Consider the following 22,783-nt stretch of genomic DNA (forward strand, 5'->3'; position numbering starts at 1 on the left):
GTCAGGCCTGCCGGGAGGCGCCGAGGTGAGCGCCCAGGCGGTCGAGGCGGGCGATCGACTCCTGCTTGCCGAGGATCTCCATCGACTCGAACAGCGGCGGCGAGACGCGGCGTCCGGAGACCGCCGTGCGCAGCGGCCCGTAGGCGATGCGGGGCTTGAGGCCGAGGCCCTCGATCAGCGCGGAGGCGAGCGCCTCCTGGATCGAGGCCGTCAGCCACTCGGACGCGGGGACGAGCTCGAGGGCGCCGATCGAGGCGGCGAGCACCTCGCCGGCGTTCGCGGGCAGGCCCTTCAGCGCGTCCTCGTCGTACTCGAGCGCGTCGGACGCGGTGAAGAGGAACCCGAGCATGCCGGGGGCCTCCCCGAGCAGGCCGATCCGCTCCTGCACGAGGGGTGCGGCGGCGTCGAGCACGGCGCGCTGCTCGGCGGTCGGCTCGCCCGCGAGCACTCCGGCCGCCACGAGGTACGGGATCGTCCGCTCGGTGAAGTCGTCGACGGCCAGGAGGCGGATGTGGTCGCCGTTGATCGACTCGGCCTTCTTGAGGTCGAATCGGGCCGGATTGGGGTTCACGTCGGCGACGTCGAAGGCGGCGACCATCTCGTCGATCGAGAAGACGTCGCGGTCGTGCGTGAGCGACCAGCCGAGCAGGGCGAGGTAGTTGACCAGGCCCTCCGGGATGAAGCCGCGGTCGCGGTGGTGGAAGAGGTTCGAGGACGGGTCGCGCTTGGAGAGCTTCTTGCTGCCGTCGCCCATCACGTACGGGAGGTGCCCGAAGCGCGGGACGAAGGTCGTCACTCCGATGTCGATCAGCGCGTGGTACAGCGCGATCTGCCGGGCGGTCGAGGGCAGGATGTCCTCGCCGCGCAGCACGTGGGTGATCTGCATGATCGCGTCGTCGACCGGGTTCACCAGCGTGTAGAGCGGCTGGCCGTTGGGGCGCACCACGACGAAGTCGCTGAAGGAGCCGGCGGGGAACGTGATCGGGCCGCGGACCAGGTCGTCGAAGGACAGGTCGGCGTCCGGCACGCGCAGGCGCAGCGCCGGGGCGCGGCCCTCGGCGCGGAAGGCGGCGCGCTCCTCCTCGGTGAGATCGCGGTCGTGGTTGTCGTACCCGTGCTGCTTCGCGCGGCCGGCCGCCTCGTTGCGCGCGTCGATCTCCTCGGCCGTGGAGTAGCTCTCGTAGAGGTGCCCCGAGGCCGTCAGGCGCGCGATCACGTCGAGGTAGACATCGGTGCGCTCGGACTGCCGGTACGGGCCGTGCGGGCCGCCGACTCCGACGCCCTCGTCCCAGTCGAGCTTCAGCCAGCGCAGCGCGTCGAGGATCTGCTCCACGCTCTCCTCGCTGTCGCGGGCGGCGTCCGTGTCCTCGATGCGGAAGACGAACGTGCCGCCGGTGTGGCGCGCGTACGCCCAGTTGAACAGGGCGGTGCGGATGAGGCCGACGTGCGGGGTCCCGGTCGGCGAGGGGCAGAAGCGGACGCGGACGTCGCTCCCGGTCGCGGTCGTGAACGGGTGCGCGTCCGGCGCGCTTTCCAGGGGCGGGGTGAGCTCAGACATACGAGGCCGATCCTACCGGCGGGAGCCGGTGCGGCGCCCGGGATCGCGGGGGCCGTGGCGCCTCCGCCCCGGGCACGGTGCGCGCCTCGCGGCGACTGCTTCTACCGGACAGCACTGCTCCGAGTCAACGGACTCCCCGAGCGAGCAGGAGCAGTGGTGCGCTGACCTCGGGCCTCTCGTCGAGAGGGCCCGAGCGCCGCACCGCAGGCCGCGCCGGGCCTCCGCGCGAGCGTGCCCGGAAGGAGCACTGATGAGCACGATCGATCTCGACCCCCGCACCGACCGCCCGAGCGCCCTCACCGAGGCGGCACGGGAGGAGAAGGACGCCCGCACGCTCTCGCTCTTCCAGGCCGCGGTGAGCGCGGAGGCCGCCGAGGGCGCGCGCATCCGCGAGCGCATCGTGCTCGACCACCTGGGCCTGGCCGAGGCCATGGCCCGCCGGGTCTCCAGGAGCGGAGGCGACTGGGCGGATCTGCGCCAGGTCGCCTACGTGGGCCTCGTGAAGGCCGCCCGCCGCTTCACTCCCGAGCGCGGCGACAGCTTCGCCGCGTTCGCCGTCCCCACGATCACCGGCGAGCTCAAGCGCCACCTCCGCGACCTCGGCTGGATGATCCGGCCGCCGCGCGGCGTGCAGGAGCTGCACCGCCGCTCCGCCGTCGTCGCCGACGAGCTCGCGCAGGAGCTCGGCCGTCACCCCACCGACCAGGAGATCGCCCGCCGCCTCGGAGTGGACGCGACGGAGGTGGCCGACGCGCGCCTCGCGGGGCATCCGCTCTCCCTCGACGAGACCGTGGGCGAGGGCGGCGTCGGCCTGGGCGACACCCTCGGCGGCGAGGACGAGCGGCTGCTCGAGATCGACCGGCGGCACGGGCTCGCCGAGGCCCTCGCCGAGCTCGAGGAGGGCCAGCGCGAGCTCCTGCGCATGCGCTTCGTCGAGGAGCGGACCCAGCAGCAGATAGCCGACGCCCTGGGGACGACGCAGATGCAGGTCTCGCGCCTGCAGCGGCGGATCCTCGCGCAGCTCGCCGACCGGCTCGGCGCCCCCTCGCGCAGCCATCAGCCGCGCGCTCCCCGGGCCCGCGTGGCCACGGTCACTCCGGTCCGACCGGCGACGCGGCTGAAGTCCGCCTGAGGTGGGCCTCGGCACGCGACGGGAGCGACGAGAGGGCGGCGAGGACGTCGTCGACCTGGACCGCGAGCAGCGCCGGGTCCGGCTCGGCGGAGAAGACATCGCCGCGGCGGAGGGAGGCGTCGGTCAGCACGACGTGCGGACCCGAGGCCGGAGGACCCCAGGCCTCGGGAGGTGCCGGACCGAAGATCACGACCGAGGGGACGCCGTAGGCGGACGCGAGGTGCGCGGCCCCGGTGTCGACGGTCACCACGACCTCGGCGGCCGCGACGACCGCGGCGAACCCGCTGAGCGCGAGCTCCCCCGCCAGTACCTCGCCCGTGCCGGCGAGCTCGGCGACGCGGCGGGCGCGGTCGGCCTCGTTCGCGCCCCCGGTGTAGACGACGCGGTGCCCCTCGGCGGTGAGGGAGCGGGCCACCGCGGCGAAGCGCTCCTCCGGCCACTCGCGCGAGCCGTAGAAGGCCCCGATGTGCACGACGGCGGCTCCGGGGGCCGAGGCGGGCTCCTCCGGGACGGCGATCGCGACGTCCTCGGGGTCGGCGTCGAGACCGATCGAGTTCACCAGGCGGGCCCAGCGGGCACGCTCGAGCTCGCCGTCGATCCAGAGCGGCCGCGGGTCCTCCGGGCCCGTGCCCGGGTCCAGCGCCGGGACGCGGAACTCGAGAGTGCGCTCGGGCGCGATCTCGCGCAGCCGCAGCCGCGACTCCGGGCCGTTGCCGTGGAGGTTCACGCCGAGCTCGACCCGGCCGGCGGCCATCGGCAGCGGGTCGTCGAGTCCGCGGAGGGTGGGCACGAGCGCGTCCAGGCCCTCGACCAGGTCGACGATCGGCTCGAGCCAGGGCGTGGTCGCCATGATCAGCCGGTGGTCCGGGAAGCCGCGGCGCAGGGCCTTGAGCGCCGGGACGGCGACGAGCAGGTCGCCGAGCTTGAGGGCGCGCAGCGCGAGGATCTCCGGAGTCCCGTCCGGGGCGGTGAGAGCGCGCACGGCGCCTCCTTCCTGTCGGAGTCCCCGTACCCCGCTGCGCGCACCTCAGACGCGCCGCCCGCAGATGCGAGCGACGCGCCCGGAGGGACCGACTTCTCCGGAAGGGGGTTTACATCCCCGGTCGAGGGGTACGAGGAGAAGGTGAACGACTCCTCCTCCCGGAGCGCCGACGAGCGCGCGAGGGCCCCGCGCCTGCGGGGGATCCTCTTCGACCGCGATGCGACGCTCGTGGTCGACGTGCCCTACAACGGCGACCCGGCGCAGGTCTCCCCGATGCCCACCGCCCTCGCCGCGGTCGAGCGCGCGCGCGAGGCGGGGCTGGCCGTGGGCGTGGTCACCAACCAGTCCGGGATCGCCCGCGGGATCATCGACCGCGGCCAGGCCGACGCGGTGAACCGGCGCGTGGACGAGCTCTTCGGCGGCTTCGACGTGTGGATGCTCTGCCCGCACGGCCCGGAGGACGGCTGCTCCTGCCGGAAGCCCCGGCCCGGCATGGTGCTCGGCGCCGCCGAGCAGCTGGGACTGCCGGCCAGCTCGCTCGCCGTGATCGGCGACATCGGGGCCGACGTCGGCGCCGCCGCCGCGGCCGGCGCCCGTGGAGTGCTGGTTCCGACTCCGATCACCCGCGCCGAGGAGGTGGACGCCGCCCCGCTGCAGGCGGCGACGCTCCTCGAGGCGGTCGAGCTGCTGCTCGCGATGCAGCCCGACGAGGACGCCGAGTGAAGCGCCGCGTGCTCGTCGCCCGCCTGGACAGCGCGGGAGACGTCCTGCTGTGCGGACCCGCCGTCCGCGCGATCGCGGCCGACGCCGAGGTGCTGCTGCTGAGCGGTCCGCAGGGAGCGCCCGCGGCCGCGCTGCTGCCGGGTCCCTCCTCCGTCCGCACCTGGTGGTGCCCGTGGATCGGCGACGCCTCCCGCCCCGTCGACTCCGAGCTCGTCGACGAGCTGCGCGCGATCGTCGAGGAGTTCGCGCCGGACGAGGCCGTGATCCTCACCTCCTTCCACCAGTCGCCGCTGCCGCTGGCCCTGCTGCTCCGCCTCGCCGGTGTCGCCCGCATCACGGGCGCCTCGGTCGACTTCGCGGGCGCCCTGCTCGATGTGCGCCTCGTCCCGGGCGAGACCCTCGAGGAGGACCAGCCGGAGCCGGAGCGCGCGCTCGCGATCGCGGCGGCGGCCGGCTTCGCGCTGCCCGCCGGCGACGACGGACGGCTCCGCGTGCGCCGCGAGGGCGTGCTGCCCGCCGCTCTCGAGGGGATCGGCCCCTACGCCGTCGTGCACCCCGGGGCAGCCGTCCCCGCCCGCGCCTGGCCGGCGGCGAACGCGGCCCGCGCCGTCGAGCTGCTGGCGGACGCGGGCCTCGCCGTCGTCGTCACCGGCGGCCCGGGCGAGCGCTCCCTCACGGCCGAGGTCGCGGGCACCCGCGGCATCGACGTCGGCGGGGCCACCGACTTCGCCGACGCCGCCGAGGTGCTGGCCGGCGCCGACGTCGTGATCTGCGGCAACACCGGCCCCGCGCACCTCGCCGCCGCGGTCGGCACCCCCGTGGTGAGCCTCTTCGCGCCGGTCGTCCCGGCCGTGCGCTGGGCGCCCTACGGCGTCCCGGTCGCGCTGCTCGGCGACCAGGAGTCGCCCTGCGCCGGCTCGCGCGCCCGCGTGTGCCCCGTCCCCGGCCATCCGTGCCTCGCGGGGGTGAGCGCCGAGGAGGCGGTCGCCGCCGCCCTCCGACTCCGACCCACGACTTCCCCGAGAGAGGCCATCGCATGAGGATCCTGCTCTGGCACGTGCACGGCGGCTGGGCGGACGCCTTCGTCCGCGGCGCCCACACCTACCTGCTCCCCACGACTCCGGCCCGCGACGGCTGGGGCCTGGGCACCGGCGGCCGCGACTGGCCGAGCGCCGCCGAGATCGCCCCCGAGGAGCTGCACGACGCCGACGTCGACGCGGTCCTCCTCCAGCGTCCCGAGGAGCTCGCCGAGGCCGAGCGCCTGCTCGGGCGACGCCTCGGCCGCGACGTGCCCGCCGTCTACGTCGAGCACAACACCCCGCGTGGGAACGTGCCGGACAACCGCCACCCGCTCGCCGACCGCGACGACCTGCTGATCGTCCACGTCACCCACTTCAACGCCCTGATGTGGGACACCGGATCGACCCGGACCACGGTGATCGAGCACGGGATCCACGACCCGGGTCCCCTCTACACCGGCGAGCTGCCGCACTTCGGCGTGGTCGTCAACGAGCCCGTCCGCCGGGGCCGGGTCGCCGGGACCGACCTGCTCCCCCGCTTCGGCGCGGTCGCTCCGCTGGACGTCTTCGGGATGAAGACCGACCGGCTCGCCGAGCTGCCGGGCCTGGAGGACGTGACGGTCCTCGGCGACGTCCGCACGCAGGCGATGCACGCGGCCCTGGCCCGCCGCCGGGTCTACCTGCACCCGTTCCGCTGGACCTCCCTCGGCCTCGCGCTGCTGGAGGCGATGCACCTCGGGATGCCCGTCGTCGCGCTCGACGTGACGGAGGCGGGGCGCGCCGTCCCGCCCGAGGCCGGAGCGGTCTCGAACGACCTCGACGCCCTCGTCGCCTCGGCCCGGGCGCTCGTCGAGGACCCGGACCGCGCCGCCCGCGCCGGCGCCGTCGCCCGCGAGGCCGCGCTCGCGCGCTACGGCCTCGCCCGGTTCCACCGCGACTGGGACGAGGTCCTCGCCGACCTCCCCGGACGCCGGTCGCCGGAGCCCGCTCTGGAAGGGAGCACCCGATGAAGCAGCACCTCTCCGCCGCGCCCGCGCTGACGATCGCCATGGTCTCGGAGCACGCGAGCCCGCTGGCGACCCTCGGCGGCGTCGACGCCGGCGGCCAGAACGTCCACGTGGCGGCGCTCGCCGACGCGCTCGCACGCCGCGGCCACCGCGTCGTCGTCTACACCCGCCGCGACGACCCCTCCCTCCCCCGGCGCGTGCCCTTCACCTCGGGAGTCGAGGTCGTGCACATCGACGCCGGACCGCCGCGCCGGGTGTCCAAGGACGAGCTGCTCCCCTTCATGGGCGACTTCGCCGTCGACCTCGCCGAGGAGTGGCTGCAGGAGCGGCCGGACCTCGTGCACAGCCACTTCTGGATGTCCGGGGTCGCCGCGCTCGACGCCTCCGAGCGGGTGGAGCGCGCCACGGGTCGGCGCGTGCCCGTCCTCCACACCTTCCACGCGCTGGGCGTGGTCAAGCGCCGCCAGCAGGGCGCGCTCGACACCAGCCCCGAGGAGCGCGCCTGGCTCGAGCCCGGAGTGGGCCAGAAGGCCGACGGCGTCGTCGCCACCTGCTCGGACGAGGCCTTCGAGCTCAAGGGGCTCGGCGTGCCGACCTCGCGCATCTCGGTGGTGCCCTGCGGAGTCGACATCGACCGGTTCTCGGTCGAGGGCCCGGTCGCGCCCCGCAGCGAGCGCTCGCGGCTGATGACCATCGGACGCCTGGTGCCGCGCAAGGGCATGGGCATCGCGATCGAGGCGCTCGCGCACCTGGTCGCGGCCGGCCACGACGCCGAGCTCGTCGTCGTCGGGGGCTCCGGCTCCGGCGACGCGCTGACCGCGGACCCCGAGTACCAGCGGCTGCACGGCGTGGCCGAGAGCCTCGGCGTCGCGGACCGCGTCGACTTCGTCGGCCAGCTCTCGCAGACCGAGATGCCCGCGATGCTCCGCTCGGCCGACGTCGTGGTCTGCGCGCCCTGGTACGAGCCGTTCGGCATCACTCCGCTCGAGGCGATGGCCTGCGGCGTGCCGGTCGTCGCCTCCTCCGTGGGCGGCCTGATCGACACCGTGGTCGAGGACGTCACCGGGGTCCACGTGCCTCCGCGCGACCCGGTCGCACTGGCCGCCGCCCTCGGCTCGCTGCTGGAGGACCCCGACCGCGCCGGCGCCTACGGGGCCGCCGGCCGCGAGCGCGTCGAGTCCCGCTACTCCTGGGATCGCGTCGCCGCCGACACCGAGCGCGCCTACGTCACGACCCTCGCCGGCCTCGGCGACGAGTCGCTCCTCACCGGCGCCACGAGCGCACCCTCATCCCCCACCACCCGGAAGGCGGCTCCGCGACGATGACCATCGACACCGCGACCATCGACACCGTTCTGGACACCCCGGCCGACGCCGCCCGGCGCCTCGTCGACGACCACGTGGCGCGCGCGCTCGACGCGGTCGCGCAGCTGGAGCGCCACTCCGACAGGATCGCCGCCTGGGGCGTCGAGCTCGCCGACCGCCTGCACTCCGGCGCGCGCCTGCTCGCCGCGGGCAACGGCGGCTCCGCGGCCGAGGCGCAGCACCTCACCGCCGAGCTCGTCGGCCGCTTCGACGGCGACCGCGTCCCCTTCTCCGCCATCTCGCTGCACGCAGAAACGTCGAGCCTGACCGCGATCGGCAACGACTACGGCTTCGACCACGTGTTCTCGCGCCAGGTCACCGCGCACGCCCGGGCGGGGGACGTCGTGGTGCTGCTCTCCACCAGCGGACGCAGCGCGAACCTCCTCCACGCCGCGGAGGCCGCCCGTGCGGCAGGCGCCCGGTCGTGGGCGCTGACCGGCGAGGGGCCGAACCCGCTCACCGAGCTCTGCGACGAGGCGATCGCCCTCGAGGGCCACGGCTCCAATGTGCAGGAGGCGCAGCTGGTGCTCGTGCACGCGCTATGCCGGGCCTTCGAGCACCGGATCCGCGCGCGGACGGCGGCCGCCTCGTGAGCCGCCTGCGCCTCGTCGTCGTCGGCGACGTGATGCTCGACGTCGACCTCTCCGGACCCGCCGAGCGGCTGAGCCCGGACGCCCCCGTCCCCGTGGTCGACGTGTCGGCCCGCAGCGCCCGCGCCGGCGGTGCCGGGCTCGTCGCCCGGATGCTCGCCCGCGACGGGCACGAGGTGACGCTGGTGACCGCGCTCGCCGAGGACTCGGATCCGGACGTGGCGGAGCTGCGCGCCGAGCTGTCCGGCGTCCGCCTGGTCGCCGGGCCCTCGGGAGCGGCGACGCCGGTGAAGACCCGCGTCGCCGCCTCCGGCCAGGCCGTCGTGCGGATCGACCGCGGCTGCGAGACGCCGCCCGTCCCCGGCGTCACCGACGCGATGCTCGCCGCGCTCGCCGACGCCGACGCCGTGATCGTCGCCGACTACGGCCGCCGCCTGACCGAGGAGCCGTCGCTCCGCACGGCGCTCGACGCGCTCACCGTGCCGCTGGTGTGGGATCCGCACCCGCGCGGCTCGCAGCCGGTCGCCGCCACCTCCCTCGCCACCCCGAACCTGGCCGAGGCCACCGCCTTCTCGGGAGCCGTCGGCCGCGGAGTGACGCGCGCCGAGTCCGCCGGGACCACCCTCCTCGAGCGCTGGGGCTGCGGTGCGGTCACCGTGACGATGGGATCCTCCGGCGCCCTGCTGCGCTCCCGCGGCGCCGGCGTCCCGGTCGTCGCACCGGCCGTCGCCGTGCCGCCCACCGACCCGTGCGGCGCGGGCGACCGGTTCGCCGCCTCCGCCGCCGTCGCCCTCGCCGAGGGTGCGAGCACGTCGGAGGCGGTGCAGGCGGCGGTCGCCGCGGCCGGCGCCTACCTCCTCGCGGGAGGGGTCGCCTCCCTCTCCGCTCCCGCCGACCCCGCACCCCTCCACGGCGGCGGGGTGGACGCCCTGCGCGTCGCCGAGTCCGTCCGCGCGGCAGGAGGAACGGTGGTCGCGACGGGCGGCTGCTTCGACCTGCTCCACGCCGGCCACGCCCGCACCCTCTCCGCGGCACGCGCTCTCGGCGACTGCCTGATCGTCTGCCTCAACTCGGACGACTCCGTCCGGCGCCTCAAGGGCGCGGCGCGGCCGATCATCCCCGAGGACGACCGCGTCGACCTGCTGCTCGCGCTCGAGTGCGTCGACGCCGTGCTGGTCTTCGGCGAGGACACGCCGGACGAGGCGCTGCGCCGCATCCGCCCCGACGTCTGGGTGAAGGGCGGCGACTACTCCGCCGAGTCCCTCCCCGAGACGGCGACGGTGGCGGAGTGGGGCGGCCGGGTCCTGACCGTGCCGTACCACCCCGGCCGCTCGACCACCCATCTCGCCGCCGCGCTCGCGCGCGTCGGCTGACCCGCGGCCCACGAGGCCCGCAGACCACCCCCGGAAGGAAACCATGAGCACCACTCCCACCCCCGTCGGCCGCGTCCTGATCACCGGAGGAGCCTCCGGGCTCGGTGCGGCCGTCGCCGCCGCGGTCACCGCCGCCGGCGGCACCCCGATCGTGCTCGACCGCGACGTCTCGTCGGTGAAGGAGGGCGTCGCCGCCTACCAGGTCGACGTCGCGAAGACCCGCGAGGCCGAGAAGGCGGTCGTCGAGATCGCCCGCGAGCACGGCGGGCTCGACGCCGTCGTGACCGCGGCCGGCATCGACCGCTGCGGCCGCCTCGTCGACGTGGAGCCGGAGGAGTGGGAGCGGGTCATCTCCGTGAACCTCCTCGGCACCGCGGCCGTCGTCCGCGCGGCGCTGCCCTTCCTCACCGAGACCCACGGCCGCGTCGTCACCGTCGCCTCCTCGCTCGCGATCAAGGCCGTCTCGGACGCGACCGCGTACTGCGCCTCGAAGTTCGGCGTGCTCGGCTTCACCCGCGCGCTCGCGGCCGAGACCAAGGGCGAGATCGGCGTGACCACGCTGATCCCGTCGGGCATGAAGACGCGCTTCTTCGACGACCGCGACGAGCAGTACAAGCCGGGTCCGGACGCGCTGCTGAACGACCCGGAGAACGTGGCGAACGCCGTCATGTTCGTCCTCGGCCAGCCGCGCGGCTGCGAGGTCCGCGAGCTCGTCATCACGCACGAGGAGGAGCCGTCCTGGCCGTGATCCGCTGATCCGGGCGCGCCCCGGATCCCCCGCCGCGAGACGCCACCTCGGTCCGCACGCCCCGGCGCGTCGCGTACCGAGGCGGCGTCTCGCGGTTCAGCGGGTGGAGGCGAGCACCCCGCGGACGTCCTCGAGCACCGCCTCGACGCCCACGTCGCCGACGAACGTGACGTCGTGCTCGCAGCGCGGAGCGGTCCAGCCGACCTGCGTGGCGTCGCGCCCGCAGACCGGGCAGTGCGTGGTCCAGCTCAGCTGCACCCGGTGGCGCTGCCGCCCGAGGGCCGCGGCGTTGATCGCGTTGCCCACCCAGAAGATCCCGACCGTCGGAGCGCCGACCGCGGCGGCGAGATGGCGGGGTCCGGAGTCGTTGCCGAGTACGAGGTCGGCGAGCGAGAGCAGCGGAGCGAGGTCCGGGAGGTCCACGACGCCCGCCCAGGAGACCGCTCCCGGCGCCCCGGCGACGATCTCGTCGGCGGCGGGCACGTCCGAGGCGTCGCCCACCACCAGCACGCGCGCGCCGTCCGCCAGCAGCTCCGTCGCCACGGCGGCGAAGGAGGCGGCGGGCCAGCGCCGGCGGGGATCGGTCGCGCCGGGGTGGATCAGCACCAGCGGGCCGCCCGCGGGCAGCGCCGCGGCGAGGCGGTCCCGCCGCTCCGGATCCACGGCGAGCGCCGGCTCGAGGCGTGTCGCGGGCGCTCCTGCCAGCCCGACGATCTCGAGCGCCCGCAGCATCTCGTGCTGGTAGTAGACGTAGGGGATCGTGCGCTCGAGCTCCGCGGCGTCGTCGGTGCGCGACCCGACCGTGTGGCGCGCGCCGAGGCGCTGGAGGAACGGGTTGGAGTAGCGCCCGCCGCCGTGCAGCTGCACGGCCAGGTCGAAGCGGCGCGCGCGCATCCGCTCGGTGAAGTCCTCGACGACCCGGGGGTCCTCCCCCTCTCCGTCGCGGACGCCCTGCGCCACCGGCAGGATCTCGACGTCGGCGATCGGCGACTCGACGCCCGTCAGCAGGACCCGGTGCGCGGGCGTCCCGAGCAGGGTGATCTCGGCTCCCGGGTAGGCGGCCGCGAGGGCGTCGACGGCGGGCAGCGCGAACAGCAGGTCGCCGAGTCCGCCGCCGCGCAGGACGGCGATCCTCTCGACTCCGGCGAAGGGCTCTCGGAGGGGGGCGATGGCGACCACGACGGGTTCCTCTCAGGTGCGGAGGGCGCGCGTGCGCCGCTCCGGGGACGGTGCACTCCTCCACTTCCCCGCCGGGGCCGATCCGAAACCGGATCGGGGGCGAGCCCGTCGCCGATCCGGGGGCGGATTCCGGAGGCGGCGTGTCTAGGCGCGCACCACCCGGGTACCGGACGGATGCGTCCGCCACTCCGCGGGCGCCCCCGACCGAGAGGTGACCGTGACCATCGACATCACGACCCCCGCCACGACCGCCGCCGACGCCGTCCGCCGCGCGCGGACCGCGTTCCCCGCGTGGGCCGCCACCGCGCCCGCCGAGCGCGGCGCCCTGCTCCGTGCCGCCGCCCACCGCGTGGCCGAGCGCGAGCAGGAGCTCGCCGACCTCAACACGCAGGAGACGGGCAAGCCCGCCGGCGACGCCCTGGGCGGCGTCCGCGCCGGTGTCGACACGCTGCTCCAGTACGCCGAGCTCGGCCCGCTGCACCGCGGGAGGAGCCTGCGCGGAGGGGCCCTCAACGTCGATCTCGCCCTGCCGCACCCGCGCGGTGTCGTGCTCGCCCTCACTCCGTGGAACGACCCGGTCGCCGTCGCCGCGGGCCTCCTGGGCGCCGCGATCGTCTCCGGGGACGTCGTCGTGCACAAGCCGAGCGAGCGCAGCCCGGGCACGGGCGCCCTCTTCACGAGCATCCTCGCCGAGACGCTGCCCGAGGGCGTGCTGACCCTGGTCGAGGGCGACGGGGCGGTCGGCGACGAGCTGGCGCGCACCGAGGGCGTCGACGTCCTCGCCCACGTCGGCTCGACCGCCACCGGCCGCGCGGTCGCCCGGGTCGCCGCCGTCACCGGCGCGCACGTGATCCTCGAGAACGGAGGCAACGACGCGCTCGTCGTCGACCGCGACGTCGACCCGGTCTGGGCCGCCGAGCAGGCCGCGCTGGGCGCCTTCGCCAACGCCGGCCAGATCTGCACCTCCGTCGAGCGGATCTACGTGCACCGCGACATCGCCGGGGCGTTCACGGCGGCGCTGGTCGCCGAGGCCGACCGCTGGAGCGCGGGCCCGCTCCCCCGCCTCGTCGACGCCCGCATGCGCGACGCCGTCCACGAGCACGTCACGGAGGCGCTCGGCAGCGGCGCGCGCGCCCTCACCGGCGGCACTCCCGGGGACGGCACCTTCTACCCCGCGACCGTCCTGGCCGACTGCACCGAGTCGATGCTGGTGATGACGGAGGAGACCTTCGGGCCCGTCGCGCCGATCCGCGTCGTCGACTCCTTCGACGAGGGCCTGGACCTGGCCGCCGCGAGCCCCTACGGCCTGGCCGCCTCGATCCTCACCGCCGACATGGAGCACGCCCATCGGGCCGCGGCGACGCTGCCGGTCGGCACCGTCAAGGTCAACGGCGTCTTCGGAGGAGCGCCGGGCGGCAGCGCCCAGCCCCGCGGAGCATCCGGCTCCGGCTTCGGCTACGGCCCGGAGCTGCTCGACGAGATGACCACCACCACGGTCGTGCACTTCGGCCTGCCCGTTCTGCCGGGAGGCGCGCGATGAGCCTCGAGGGCTCGGCGCTCCAGCGGGCGAGCGCCCTCCTGGCGCACGTCCACGAGCGCCCGCCCGTCGTCGCCGTGATCGGGGACCTCATCCTCGACTCCTGGTGGCTCGGCGAGGCGGAGCGCGTCACGCGGGAGGCGCCCGCGCCGGTCCTGCGGCTCGAAGACGTCGTCGACGTCGCGGGCGGGGCCGCCAACACCGCCGCCAACCTGCACTCGCTGGGCGCCGTCGTCCGCACGGTCGGCGTGGCCGGACGCGACTCCGAGGGCGACCGGCTCGTGCGCGCCCTCGAGCGGGCCGGCCTGGACACCTCCCGGGTCGTCCGCATCGGCGCCGCGACGACGATCAAGACCCGCGTGGTCGGCGGCGACAGCGTGATGCTGCGCGTCGACTCCGGCCCGCACCGCCCGGCCGACGACGAGCTGGCCCTGCTCGCCGGTGCCGCCGCCGAGGCCGCCGCGGGCGCCGACGCCGTCCTGGTCTGCGACTACGGCTCGGGGATCCTCCACGAGGCCGTCGAGCGCCTGCTCGCCGTCGGGCGCCCCGGCCTCCTCGTGATCGACGCGCACGAGCTCGCCGACTGGGCCTTCGCCCGGCCGGACCTCGTCACCCCGAACGCCAAGGAGGCGGAGCGGCTGCTCGGCGGCTCCCTCGGCCGCGGGACGGAGCGGGCCGCCGCCGTGCGCGACGCGGCGGACGACCTGCGCGCCCGCTCGGGCGCCCGGCACGTCGTGGTCACCCTCGACCGGGACGGCTCCACCGCCCTCGACGCCGACGGCACGGTCAGCCGCACCTTCGCTCAGCCCGCGGAGGAGAAGCAGGCGTCCGGCGCCGGCGACACCTTCGCCGCGACCGCCACCCTCGCCCTCGCCGCCGGCCGCTCCCTGGCCACCGCCGTCGATCTGGCGCAGGCCGCCGCCGACGTGGTCGTGCAGCGCCCCGGCACCTCCGTCTGCTCGGGCGACGACCTGCTCGCCTCCCTCGCCGCTCCCGGCGCCGTCGTGCTCGGCGAGGACGCCCTCGTCGAGGTCCTCGCGGAGCAGGCGCGCCGCGGTCGCCGCGTGGTCTTCACCAACGGCTGCTTCGACGTCCTGCACCGCGGCCACACGGCGTATCTCCGCCAGGCCCGCGAGCTCGGCGACGTGCTCGTGGTCGCGGTGAACGACGACGACTCCGTCCGGCGGCTGAAGGGCGAGGGACGGCCGATCAACCCGGAGGGCGACCGCGCGGGCGTGATCGCCGAGCTGGGCTGCGTCGACTACGTGACGCTCTTCGGCGGAGACACCCCCATCCCGCTGCTCGAGCGCGTGCAGCCCGACGTCTACGTGAAGGGCGGGGACTACAACCCCGACATGCTCGCGGAGGCGGCCGTCGTGCGCTCCTACGGGGGTGTCGTCACCACGGTCGGCTACGTCTCGGAGCACTCCACGACCGAGATGGTCCAGCGCATCCGATCGGCCGCGCCGTGACCAGCCGCCGGTGGTCGGGGCGCTGGGGGGTCCCGGAGGCTCCCCGGCAGCCGCTGATCGACGTGCTGGTGCCGACGGTCGGCCGCCGTGCCGAGCTCGCCGCCACGCTCGCCGGACTCTCCGCCCAGGACGACCCGCCCTTCCGCGTGATCGTGAGCGACCAGTCCGACGACGCGGTCGCCGAGAGCGACCCGACGATCCTCGCGATGCTGCGCGTGCTGGAGGCGCAGGGCCGGGCTCCGGTGGTCCGCCGGCACCTGCCCCGGCGCGGGCTCGCGGAGCAGAGGCACTACCTCCTCTCCCTCGCCACCGCCCCGGCCGTCCTCTTCCTCGACGACGACGTGTGGCTCGAGCCGGGCACGCTCTCGCGGCTGCACGAGGCCCTCGAGCGCCTCGACTGCGGCTTCGTCGGCTCCGCGGTGCAGGGCCTGTCCTACCTCGAGGACGTGCGCCCTCACGAGACCGAGTCGTTCGAGACCTGGGAGGAGCGCGTGGAGCCCGAGCGGGTGCGGCGCGGAACCCCTGAGTTCGAGCGCTGGCCGCTGCACAACGCGGCGAATCTCACGCACGTCGCCGCCCGCCTCGACGTCCCGGAGGGCGCCTGGCGCGCGTACCGGGTCGCCTGGCTGGGCGCGTGCGTCCTCTACCGCCGCGACGCCCTCCTGGCCGTCGGCGGCTTCGACTTCTGGGAGCAGCTGCCCCCGGAGCACAGCGGTGAGGACGTCGCCGCGCAGTGGCGCGTCATGGAGCGCTTCGGCGGCGCGGGCCTCGTGCCCAGCGGCGCCGTGCACCTCGAGACGCCCACGACGGTCACCGACCGGCGCGTCGACGCCTTCGACCGGCTCTTCGCCGAAGAGCACTCGTAACACTCAGCAAGGCGACGAAAAGACAGCACGATGGACGCACCCAACCCGATCCAGATCCAGAAGTACCTCTCGGGCATCGACTACCCCGCCTCGAAGGACACGATCGTCGAGACCGCCGAGAAGGAGGGCGCGGACGGCGACGTCCTCGAGGCCCTCCGTGCGATCCCGGACGGCGACTACGAGAAGCCCACCGACGTGAGCTCGGCCGTCTCGAAGGTCTGACCACCCTCAGCGGGACGCCGCTCCGGTGCACGGCACGCCGTGCCTGCCGTACCGGAGCGGCGTCCCGCGACCGGCGATCGGCCGGCGCGGAGAGCCGGGGTCAGGCGGAGGCGTGCTCGCGCTCGCGCAGGACGCCGGACTCGAGCGCCTGGAACGACAGCACCTTGTAGCCCTCGGACTCGAAGAAGATCGTCGCCCGGTCGGCCTCCACGCTCATCACGGTGCCGGCGCCCCACTCGCGGTGCTCCACCGACTCGTCGACGCTCAGAGGGGCGTCCACGGGCGCCTCGACGGTCTCGCCGCTCGCCTCGTGCCGCTCGCAGCCGTCGCAGTTGCCGCACCATTCGGCCGACTCCACGCCGAAGTAGTCCAGCAGGACCCGGCGGCGGCACTGGCTGGTCTCCGCGTAGGCGCGCATCATCGACAGGCGCGACTCCGCGATCCGCTCGCGGGAGGCCAGAGCCTCCTTCACCGCGTGCACGGCCTCGTCGCCCGAGGCCTCGCGCGTCGCGCGCAGACCGGACCCGGTCTCCACCAGCCCCGCGTCCGCGAGATCGTTGACGATCCGGGCGATCGTGCGGGCCGGCTTCCCCAGCTCCTTCGCGAGAGCCGCGGTGTCGAGCCCCGGCTGCTCCGAGACGGCCGCCCAGATCACGCGCAGCGCGGCCTTGTCGACCGAGCGCTTGGCGAAGAAGCGGCGGAGACCCAGATCCTCGGCGCGGTAGTGCAGCGCGCCCGTGGCCGGCTCGCCGTCGCGGCCCGCGCGGCCGATCTCCTGGTAGTACGCGTCGAGCGACTCGGTGGTCGTCGCGTGCAGCACGAAGCGGACGTCGGCCCGGTCGATGCCCATCCCGAAGGCCGAGGTCGCGACGACGACGTCGAGCTCGCCGGCACGCCACTGCTCGTGCACGACCTTGCGCTCGGACACCTTGAGTCCGGCGTGGTACGCCGCGACCCGGCGCCCCTCCGCCGCGATGTCGGCCGCGTAGGCCTCCGTCTCCTTGCGGGTGGCGACGTAGACCAGGCCCGGAGCCGTCCAGCTGCGCGCCTCCTCGACCACGGCGGCGCGCTTCTCGTTCTCGCTCTCGTGGCGGTGCACCACCAGCCGGATCTCCGGACGGTCGACGCCGTGCACCTGGATCTCGGGGTCGGTCATCCGGAGGCGCTCGATGATCTCGTCGCGCACCGGCCCGGAGGCGGTGGCGGTCATCGCGAGCACCGGCGGGTCGCCGAGCTCGCCGCGCACATCGGCCAGGCGGAGGTAGTCGGGGCGGAAGTCGTGGCCCCAGGATGAGACGCAGTGCGCCTCGTCGACGACCAGGAGCGACACTCCCGCGGCCACCAGGCGCGCCACGTTCTCGGACTTGGCGAGCTGCTCGGGCGCCAGGAGCACGTAGAGCGGGCCGCCCTCGTCGATCCGGTCCCAGGCGCGGGCGACGGCCGCGGCGCCCTGGGAGGAGTTGATCGCGACGGCGGGCGGGGCCGCCGGAGCCGCCTCGATCGCGGCGAGCTGGTCGGCCTGCAGGGCGACGAGCGGGGAGACGACCAGGACGACGCCGCCGCGCTCGGCTCCGGCGATCTGGTAGACCGCGGACTTGCCGCCGCCCGTCGCCAGCACCAGCAGCGTGTCGCGCCCGGAGGCCGCCGACTCGATCGCCTCGCGCTGACCGGGGAGCAGCGACGACCAGCCGAAGTCCTCCCGGGCGATGCGGCTGACAGAGTCGGTGCGGGAGGAGTTCATAGCTCGACGCTACGACCAGACGGCCCCGGAGGCAGTCCGCTTGACAGCGCCGGGGAGCACGGTGAAGGCGCGTCGCCCGGCCTCGCGGCCCGCCTCTGCCCCCTCGTCCCCGCGCTGTCAACGTCCTGCGGAGGGGCCCGTCGCGTGCTGGGCTGGAGCCCCGACGAGAGGAGCCGACATGGCCGACCAGAACGTGAACGAGGACCTTCCCGGATCCGGCGGCGACGCCGTCCCGAACACCGGCGGCGCGCAGACGGTGCTGCCCGGCGAGGACGCGGCCGACGCCTCCGCCGCGGGGGCCGCTCCCGGGGGCACCGCGATCGACCGCGGTGTCACGGACGCCGTGACCGACGGCGACAGCGGAAGGGACACCGTCTCCGGCGACGCCAACCTGCCGGACGAGACCGAGGGCGCGGTCGGCAGCGACCCGGCGAGCGCCGACTGACGTCCCGCTCGGACGCGTCCGGCCCGCCGGATCCGAGGATCCTTGCGGGCCGGAGGCGCTCGTCCCTCCGCGGAGGAGGGCCCGGGCTCAGCGCCGGACGACCACCGGGTTGAACAGCGTGCCGATGCCCTCGACGTCCACCGCGACGGTGTCCCCGTTCGCGATCGGCCCGACGCCGGCGGGCGTCCCGGTGAGGATCACGTCCCCGGGGAGCAGCGTGAAGATGCGCGAGACGTAGGCCACGAGCTCGGGCACCCCGTGGATCATGTCGCCGGTGCTGCCCGACTGCTGCACGCGCCCGTTGACGCGCGTCTCGATCGCGCTCTCGTTCCAGACGAACTCGGTCTCGATGACCGGACCGAGCGGGCAGAAGGTGTCGTAGCCCTTCGCCCGCGCCCACTGGCCGTCGGAGCGCTGGAGGTCGCGCGCGGTGACGTCGTTGGCGATCGTGTACCCGAAGACCACGTCCTCGTAGTCCTCCGCGCGGACGTTGCGGGCCACGGCGCCGATCACGATCGCCAACTCGCCCTCGAACTCCACCTGCTGGCTGTCCTCGGGGAGGACGATCGCCTCGTCCGGGCCGATGACCGACGTGTTCGGCTTGAGGAACACCAGCGGCTCCGCCGGGGCGTCGCCGCCCATCTCGGCCGCGTGGTCGGCGTAGTTCTTCCCGATGCCGACGACCTTGGAGCGCGGGATCACCGGCGCGAGGAGCTTCGCCTCCGCGATCGGGATGCGCTCCCCCGTGGTGTCGAACCCGGCGAACATCGGGTCGCCGGCGAGCACGACCAGGTCGTCCTCGTCCACGATCCCGAAGTGGATCGCTCCCCCGTTGTCCCCGTCGCGCTGCGTGGCGAATCGTGCGATCTTCATGCGTCCAGCCTCGTCATCCATCCGTGCGTGTCCTCGCGGCGTCCGTACTGGATGCCGGTCAGCTCCTCGCGGAGCGACATCGTGAGCTCCCCGGCGGGCGCGCCCTCGCGGCCGACGGAGAAGCCCTCGCCCTTGAGCTCGGCGATCGGGGTGATCACGGCGGCGGTCCCGCAGGCGAACACCTCGACCACGTCGCCGGAGGCCACCCCGTCGCGCCACTCGTCGATGCTCACGCGGCGCCGCTCGACGCGGTGGCCGCGGTCCTCGGCGAGCTGCAGGACGCTGTCGCGCGTGATGCCCTCGAGGATGGAGTCCGATTCCGGGGTGACCAGCGTGCCGTCCTTCTTCACCAGCACCACGTTCATGCCGCCGAGCTCCTCGATCCACTGCGACTCCTGCGAGTCGAGGAAGAGGACCTGCGCGCAGCCGTGGCTGTAGGCCTCCTGCTGCGGAAGGAGGGAGGAGGCGTAGTTGCCACCCGTCTTCGCCGCTCCCGTGCCGCCCTTGCCCGCCCGGGCGTAGGAGGTGGAGAGCCAGATCGACACGGGGGCGACCCCGCCCGAGAAGTAGGCGCCGGCGGGGCTGGCGATCACGTAGTAGCCGACGTCCTCGGCCGCGCGCACGCCGAGGAACGCCTCCTGCGCGAACATGAACGGGCGCAGGTAGAGGCTGGTCTCCGGCTCCGAGGGGACCCAGTCGCCGTCGACCGCGATCAGCTGCCGCAGCGACTCGACGAAGAGGTCCGTCGGGAGCTCCGGCAGCGCGAGGCGGCGGGCCGAGCGCTGCAGGCGGCGCGCGTTCGCCTCCGGGCGGAAGGTCCAGACGGAGCCGTCCTCGTGGCGGTAGGCCTTCATCCCCTCGAAGATCTCCTGCGCGTAGTGCAGGACGGCGGCGGCGGGGTCGAGCGCGAGCGGGCCGTAGGGCTCGACGCGGGCGCTGTGCCAGCCGTCCGTGCGGGTCCAGCGGAGGCCGACCATGTGGTCGGTGAAGTGCATGCCGAAGCCGGGGTTCGCGAGGATCCGGGCGCGCTCCTCGGCGGAGCGGGGCGCGGGGGCGGCGGTCACCTCGAAGGCGAGGTCGGCGGGGGCGGAGTCGGTGCTCATCGTGGTGGTGTCCTTCTGCGGGGGATCAGCGGAGGCGAGCGACGACGGAGTCGCCGATCGCGGCCGTGGAGCGCGGAGTGCCGTCGCGCGACTCGATGTCGGCGGTCACGGCCGCGGTGACGCGGGCGGCCTCGTCGCTCCGGCCGAGGTGGTCCAGCAGCATCGCCGCCGAGAGGATCGCGGCGGTCGGGTCGGCGAGCTGCCGTCCGGCGATGTCGGGCGCGGATCCGTGGACCGGCTCGAACATGCTGGGGAACGCGCCGTCGGGGTTGATGTTGCCCGAGGCCGCGAGTCCGATGCCGCCGCTGATCGCGCCGGCCAGATCGGTCAGGATGTCGCCGAAGAGGTTGTCGGTGACGATGACGTCGAACCTAGCAGGGTCGGTCACGAGGAAGATCGTGGCGGCGTCCACGTGGAGGTAGTCGACGGCCACGTCCTCGAAGGCGGCCCCCACCTCGTCGACGATCCGCTTCCAGAGCGAGCCGGAGAAGACGAGGACGTTCGTCTTGTGGACGAGCGTCAGCCCGGAGCGGCGCGTGCGGGCGAGCTCGAACGCGTGGCGGACGACGCGCTCGACCCCGTAGGCGGTGTTGACCGACACCTCGTTGGCGACCTCGTGCGGGGTGCCCTGCCGGATCGAGCCGCCGGTGCCGACGTAGGGGCCCTCCGTGCCCTCGCGGACGACCACGAAGTCGACCTCCCCGGGAGCCGCGAGCGGCGAGGGGACGCCCGCGTAGAGACGGGTGGGCCGCAGGTTGACGTAGTGGTCGAGCTCGAAGCGCAGCCGCAGGAGCAGCCCGCGCTCGATGTTCGCGTCCCGGAGGCGCGGGTCGCCCGGTGCTCCGCCGACGGCGCCCAGGAGGATCGCGTCGTGCCCCGCGATCGCCGCGAGGTCCTCGTCGGTGAGGACGTCGCCGGTCTCGAGGTAGCGGGCGGCGCCGAGCGAGAAGGTGGTCGTCTCGAGCACCAGGTCGGAGTCGGCGGTGACGGCGTCGAGGACCTTGACGGCCTCGGCGGTCACCTCGGGCCCGATCCCGTCTCCGGGGATGACGGCGAGCTTCACGGTGCGGGGCATGGCGGTCCTCAGGCGTACGGGGTCGGAGTCCCCCCAGCGTACTCGCGGCCCGCCCGCGCCGCGGTCCGGGGCACGCGCCCCCCGTCGGGCTGGCGAGGGCCGCCCGGGAGGCGCTGCGCGTCCCGGGCGGCCTCCCTCGGGAGGAGAGGAGGAGCGTCAGCTCCGGCGGAGGCGCCAGGCGCCGACCGCGGCGGCGGCCAGCACGAGGACGACACCGAGCCAGGCCGACCAGCCGACGCCCGAGTCGAACGCCGCGCTCGCCGACGCGACGAGGCTCGCGGCGGAGTCGGCGGGCAGCTCGCCGGCGACCGAGACGGCGCCGCCGAGGGTCTCCCCGGCCCGCTGCGCCTGCGCGGCGTCGAGACCCTCGGGCAGCACGACTCCCCCGCGGTACACGGCGGTGAGGACCGTGCCGAGCGTCGCAGTGCCGAGGACGGCGCCGAGCTCGTAGGCGGTCTCGGAGACGGCGGAGGCCGCACCGGCCTTGTCGGCGGGCGCGTTGGCCAGGATCAGCTCGTTCGACACCGTCTCGGCCGCACCGATTCCCAGGCCGAGGAACGCGAAGGCGACGGCGACGGTGAGCGCGGACGCTCCTCCGGGCGCCCCGCTGCCGAGGGCCAGCAGGATGTACCCGACGGCCGAGACCAGCAGTCCGGCCGGGACGACGAGGCACGGAGCGACGCGGCGCGCGATCGGCACCACGCCGAGCCCGGCCAGGATCATCACGGCGAGGCCCGGCACGAGCACGAGGCCCGCCTCCAGGGGCGAGAGCCCGACCACGAGCTGCAGGTGCTGCGAGAGGAAGAAGAGCCCGCCGACCAGCGCGGTGACGCTGAGGAGGTTGACCACGATCGCCGCGCTGAACGAGCCGCGGCGGAAGAGCGAGAGATCGAGCATCGGCGAGGTCCGGCGCTGCTGGCGGCGGACGAACAGAACGCCCGAGACGACGCCCACGACGAGCGCCGCGACGCCGACCGCGTCGATCCCGTGCTCGGCGAAGGACTTCACCGCGTAGACGACCGGCGCCATGGTCGCCAGCGACAGCAGGATGCTGACCACGTCGACCGGGCCGGGCTGCGGGTCGCGCGACTCCGGCACCAGGATCGGCACCAGGACGACCAGCGGGAGCAGCACGGGCACCGCGAGCAGGAACACCGACCCCCAGGGGAAGTGCTCGAGCAGCACGCCGCCGACCAGAGGGCCGACGCCCGAGCCCACGGCGAAGCCGGTCGCCCAGATCGCGATCGCGAGGCGGCGCTGGTCGCGGTCGGGGAAGACGCTGCGCAGGAGCGAGAGCGTCGAGGGCATCAGCATCGCGCCGAAGAAGCCCAGTGCCGCGCGGGCGCCGATGAGCGCCGCGGCGGTGGGAGCGAACGCGGCCACGACCGAGACGGCGGCGAAGCCGACCGCGCCGACCAGCAGGAGGCGCCGCCGCCCGACGCGGTCGCCGAGACTGCCCATCGCCACCAGCAGGCCCGCGAGCACCAGCGGGTAGGCGTCGACGATCCACAGGAGCTCGGTGCCGGAGGGGCCCAGATCCTCGGCGATCGAGGGGAGCGCGAAGTTCAGCACCGTGTTGTCGACCGAGACCAGCAGCACCGGGAGCATCAGCACCGCGAGCGCCACCCAGGCGCGTCGCCCGACCCGGTCGGCGGCGCCGGCGGTGTCGTGGGTGGAGACGGGAGCGGTGCGCGCGGACACGGGGACGACCTTTCAGAGGAGAACGGAGAGAGTATACCGTCCAGCCGGTACAGTCGCCACTGATCCGCCGTAG

At 74.9% G+C, this 22,783-nt stretch carries 21 protein-coding genes; 13 read left to right on the top strand and 8 right to left on the bottom strand.

The annotated features are described in order from the left end of the window. Window position 1 precedes the first annotated feature (1 nt). Entirely contained in the window at window positions 2–1,558 is a 1,557-nt protein-coding gene (gene gltX, locus C5B98_RS05760; protein WP_104327438.1) for a glutamate--tRNA ligase, read from the bottom strand. 250 nt (window positions 1,559–1,808) lie between these two features. Between gltX and C5B98_RS05765 the strand changes: the two genes are divergently transcribed. Beyond that, complete coding sequence (locus C5B98_RS05765; RefSeq protein WP_104226266.1) at window positions 1,809–2,690, top strand: sigma-70 family RNA polymerase sigma factor; 882 nt, start codon at window positions 1,809–1,811, stop codon at window positions 2,688–2,690. On the opposite strand, the gene C5B98_RS05770 is transcribed toward C5B98_RS05765, so the two are convergent. Continuing rightward, window positions 2,650–3,672 (bottom strand): glycosyltransferase family 9 protein, encoded by a 1,023-nt coding sequence (locus C5B98_RS05770; protein WP_104250152.1) that lies wholly within the window; start codon window positions 3,670–3,672, stop codon window positions 2,650–2,652. The genes C5B98_RS05765 and C5B98_RS05770 overlap by 41 nt on opposite strands. A gap of 141 nt (window positions 3,673–3,813) precedes the next feature. On the opposite strand from C5B98_RS05770, the gene C5B98_RS05775 reads away from it, so the two are divergent. Genes C5B98_RS05775 through C5B98_RS05805 form a run of 7 tightly spaced genes read left to right on the top strand, consistent with a single transcriptional unit; the run spans window position 3,814 to window position 10,496 of the window. Then, on the top strand, window positions 3,814–4,395 hold the full coding sequence (locus tag C5B98_RS05775; RefSeq protein WP_104327439.1) for an HAD-IIIA family hydrolase: 582 nt from the start codon (window positions 3,814–3,816) through the stop codon (window positions 4,393–4,395). Next, window positions 4,392–5,435, top strand: a complete 1,044-nt coding sequence (locus tag C5B98_RS05780) for a glycosyltransferase family 9 protein (protein WP_104327440.1) — start codon at window positions 4,392–4,394, stop codon at window positions 5,433–5,435. The genes C5B98_RS05775 and C5B98_RS05780 overlap by 4 nt, the downstream gene beginning before the upstream one ends. Further along, a complete protein-coding gene (locus C5B98_RS05785; protein WP_104327441.1) occupies window positions 5,432–6,424 on the top strand; it encodes a glycosyltransferase in 993 nt (330 codons plus the stop codon). Before C5B98_RS05780 ends, C5B98_RS05785 begins: the two co-directional genes overlap by 4 nt. Window positions 6,425–6,450: 26 nt before the next feature. Next, complete coding sequence (locus C5B98_RS05790) at window positions 6,451–7,746, top strand: glycosyltransferase (RefSeq protein ID WP_104327475.1); 1,296 nt, start codon at window positions 6,451–6,453, stop codon at window positions 7,744–7,746. Beyond that, window positions 7,743–8,378, top strand: a complete 636-nt coding sequence (locus tag C5B98_RS05795; RefSeq protein WP_104223523.1) for an SIS domain-containing protein — start codon at window positions 7,743–7,745, stop codon at window positions 8,376–8,378. The genes C5B98_RS05790 and C5B98_RS05795 overlap by 4 nt, the downstream gene beginning before the upstream one ends. A 5-nt stretch (window positions 8,379–8,383) precedes the next feature. Further along, on the top strand, window positions 8,384–9,748 hold the full coding sequence (locus C5B98_RS05800) for a PfkB family carbohydrate kinase (protein WP_104327476.1): 1,365 nt from the start codon (window positions 8,384–8,386) through the stop codon (window positions 9,746–9,748). A gap of 43 nt (window positions 9,749–9,791) precedes the next feature. Continuing rightward, the gene (locus C5B98_RS05805; protein WP_104223524.1) at window positions 9,792–10,496 is read left to right on the top strand and encodes an SDR family oxidoreductase; all 705 of its coding nucleotides are present in this window, start codon (window positions 9,792–9,794) and stop codon (window positions 10,494–10,496) included. A gap of 96 nt (window positions 10,497–10,592) precedes the next feature. Here C5B98_RS05805 and C5B98_RS05810 read toward each other — a convergent pair whose 3' ends face one another. Continuing rightward, window positions 10,593–11,675, bottom strand: coding sequence for a glycosyltransferase family 9 protein (locus tag C5B98_RS05810; RefSeq protein WP_104223525.1), 1,083 nt, complete (start codon window positions 11,673–11,675; stop codon window positions 10,593–10,595). Between the two features lie 217 nt (window positions 11,676–11,892). Here C5B98_RS05810 and C5B98_RS05815 point away from each other — a divergent pair, with 217 nt between their 5' ends. From C5B98_RS05815 to C5B98_RS05830, 4 genes are read left to right on the top strand one after another with little or no spacing between them, the layout of a single operon-like run. Continuing rightward, on the top strand, window positions 11,893–13,215 hold the full coding sequence (locus C5B98_RS05815) for an aldehyde dehydrogenase (protein ID WP_258063444.1): 1,323 nt from the start codon (window positions 11,893–11,895) through the stop codon (window positions 13,213–13,215). Further along, window positions 13,212–14,684: a D-glycero-beta-D-manno-heptose 1-phosphate adenylyltransferase gene (gene rfaE2, locus C5B98_RS05820; protein WP_104327443.1), complete on the top strand. Its 1,473-nt coding sequence runs from the start codon at window positions 13,212–13,214 to the stop codon at window positions 14,682–14,684. Before C5B98_RS05815 ends, rfaE2 begins: the two co-directional genes overlap by 4 nt. After that, on the top strand, window positions 14,681–15,550 hold the full coding sequence (locus C5B98_RS05825) for a glycosyltransferase family A protein (protein WP_219814429.1): 870 nt from the start codon (window positions 14,681–14,683) through the stop codon (window positions 15,548–15,550). The genes rfaE2 and C5B98_RS05825 overlap by 4 nt, the downstream gene beginning before the upstream one ends. A 30-nt stretch (window positions 15,551–15,580) precedes the next feature. Beyond that, on the top strand, window positions 15,581–15,772 hold the full coding sequence (locus C5B98_RS05830) for a DUF2795 domain-containing protein (RefSeq protein ID WP_104223528.1): 192 nt from the start codon (window positions 15,581–15,583) through the stop codon (window positions 15,770–15,772). A 100-nt stretch (window positions 15,773–15,872) separates the two neighbouring features. Here the strand turns inward: C5B98_RS05830 and C5B98_RS05835 are convergent, their stop codons facing one another. After that, on the bottom strand, window positions 15,873–17,513 hold the full coding sequence (locus C5B98_RS05835) for a RecQ family ATP-dependent DNA helicase (protein WP_104327444.1): 1,641 nt from the start codon (window positions 17,511–17,513) through the stop codon (window positions 15,873–15,875). A 178-nt stretch (window positions 17,514–17,691) separates the two neighbouring features. Between C5B98_RS05835 and C5B98_RS05840 the strand changes: the two genes are divergently transcribed. Continuing rightward, entirely contained in the window at window positions 17,692–17,958 is a 267-nt protein-coding gene (locus tag C5B98_RS05840; RefSeq protein WP_104327445.1) for a hypothetical protein, read from the top strand. Window positions 17,959–18,045: 87 nt separating this feature from the next. Here the strand turns inward: C5B98_RS05840 and C5B98_RS05845 are convergent, their stop codons facing one another. The 4 genes from C5B98_RS05845 to C5B98_RS05860 form a co-directional block, all read right to left on the bottom strand. Continuing rightward, entirely contained in the window at window positions 18,046–18,831 is a 786-nt protein-coding gene (locus C5B98_RS05845; RefSeq protein ID WP_104233223.1) for a fumarylacetoacetate hydrolase family protein, read from the bottom strand. Then, window positions 18,828–19,934, bottom strand: a complete 1,107-nt coding sequence (locus C5B98_RS05850) for a branched-chain amino acid aminotransferase (RefSeq protein ID WP_104226252.1) — start codon at window positions 19,932–19,934, stop codon at window positions 18,828–18,830. Before C5B98_RS05850 ends, C5B98_RS05845 begins: the two co-directional genes overlap by 4 nt. A 25-nt stretch (window positions 19,935–19,959) precedes the next feature. Further along, entirely contained in the window at window positions 19,960–21,009 is a 1,050-nt protein-coding gene (locus tag C5B98_RS05855; protein ID WP_104327446.1) for a 3-isopropylmalate dehydrogenase, read from the bottom strand. A 156-nt stretch (window positions 21,010–21,165) separates the two neighbouring features. Further along, window positions 21,166–22,710, bottom strand: coding sequence for an MFS transporter (locus tag C5B98_RS05860; RefSeq protein WP_258063445.1), 1,545 nt, complete (start codon window positions 22,708–22,710; stop codon window positions 21,166–21,168). Window positions 22,711–22,783 lie beyond the last annotated feature (73 nt).

The sequence above is a fragment of the Rathayibacter sp. AY1A5 genome (assembly GCF_002930875.1).
In the GTDB taxonomy this organism is placed as follows: Bacteria; Actinomycetota; Actinomycetes; order Actinomycetales; family Microbacteriaceae; genus Rathayibacter.

Bases quoted from the DNA above. Each gene is read 5' to 3' on its own strand.
- gltX (WP_104327438.1), bottom strand. From the start codon at position 1,558: ATGTCTGAGCTCACCCCGCCCCTGGAAAGCGCGCCGGACGCGCACCCG.
- C5B98_RS05765 (WP_104226266.1), top strand. From the start codon at position 1,809: ATGAGCACGATCGATCTCGACCCCCGCACCGACCGCCCGAGCGCCCTC.
- C5B98_RS05785 (WP_104327441.1), top strand. From the start codon at position 5,432: ATGAGGATCCTGCTCTGGCACGTGCACGGCGGCTGGGCGGACGCCTTC.
- C5B98_RS05795 (WP_104223523.1), top strand. From the start codon at position 7,743: ATGACCATCGACACCGCGACCATCGACACCGTTCTGGACACCCCGGCC.
- C5B98_RS05805 (WP_104223524.1), top strand. From the start codon at position 9,792: ATGAGCACCACTCCCACCCCCGTCGGCCGCGTCCTGATCACCGGAGGA.
- rfaE2 (WP_104327443.1), top strand. From the start codon at position 13,212: ATGAGCCTCGAGGGCTCGGCGCTCCAGCGGGCGAGCGCCCTCCTGGCG.
- C5B98_RS05830 (WP_104223528.1), top strand. From the start codon at position 15,581: ATGGACGCACCCAACCCGATCCAGATCCAGAAGTACCTCTCGGGCATC.
- C5B98_RS05835 (WP_104327444.1), bottom strand. From the start codon at position 17,513: ATGAACTCCTCCCGCACCGACTCTGTCAGCCGCATCGCCCGGGAGGAC.
- C5B98_RS05840 (WP_104327445.1), top strand. From the start codon at position 17,692: ATGGCCGACCAGAACGTGAACGAGGACCTTCCCGGATCCGGCGGCGAC.
- C5B98_RS05845 (WP_104233223.1), bottom strand. From the start codon at position 18,831: ATGAAGATCGCACGATTCGCCACGCAGCGCGACGGGGACAACGGGGGA.
- C5B98_RS05850 (WP_104226252.1), bottom strand. From the start codon at position 19,934: ATGAGCACCGACTCCGCCCCCGCCGACCTCGCCTTCGAGGTGACCGCC.
- C5B98_RS05855 (WP_104327446.1), bottom strand. From the start codon at position 21,009: ATGCCCCGCACCGTGAAGCTCGCCGTCATCCCCGGAGACGGGATCGGG.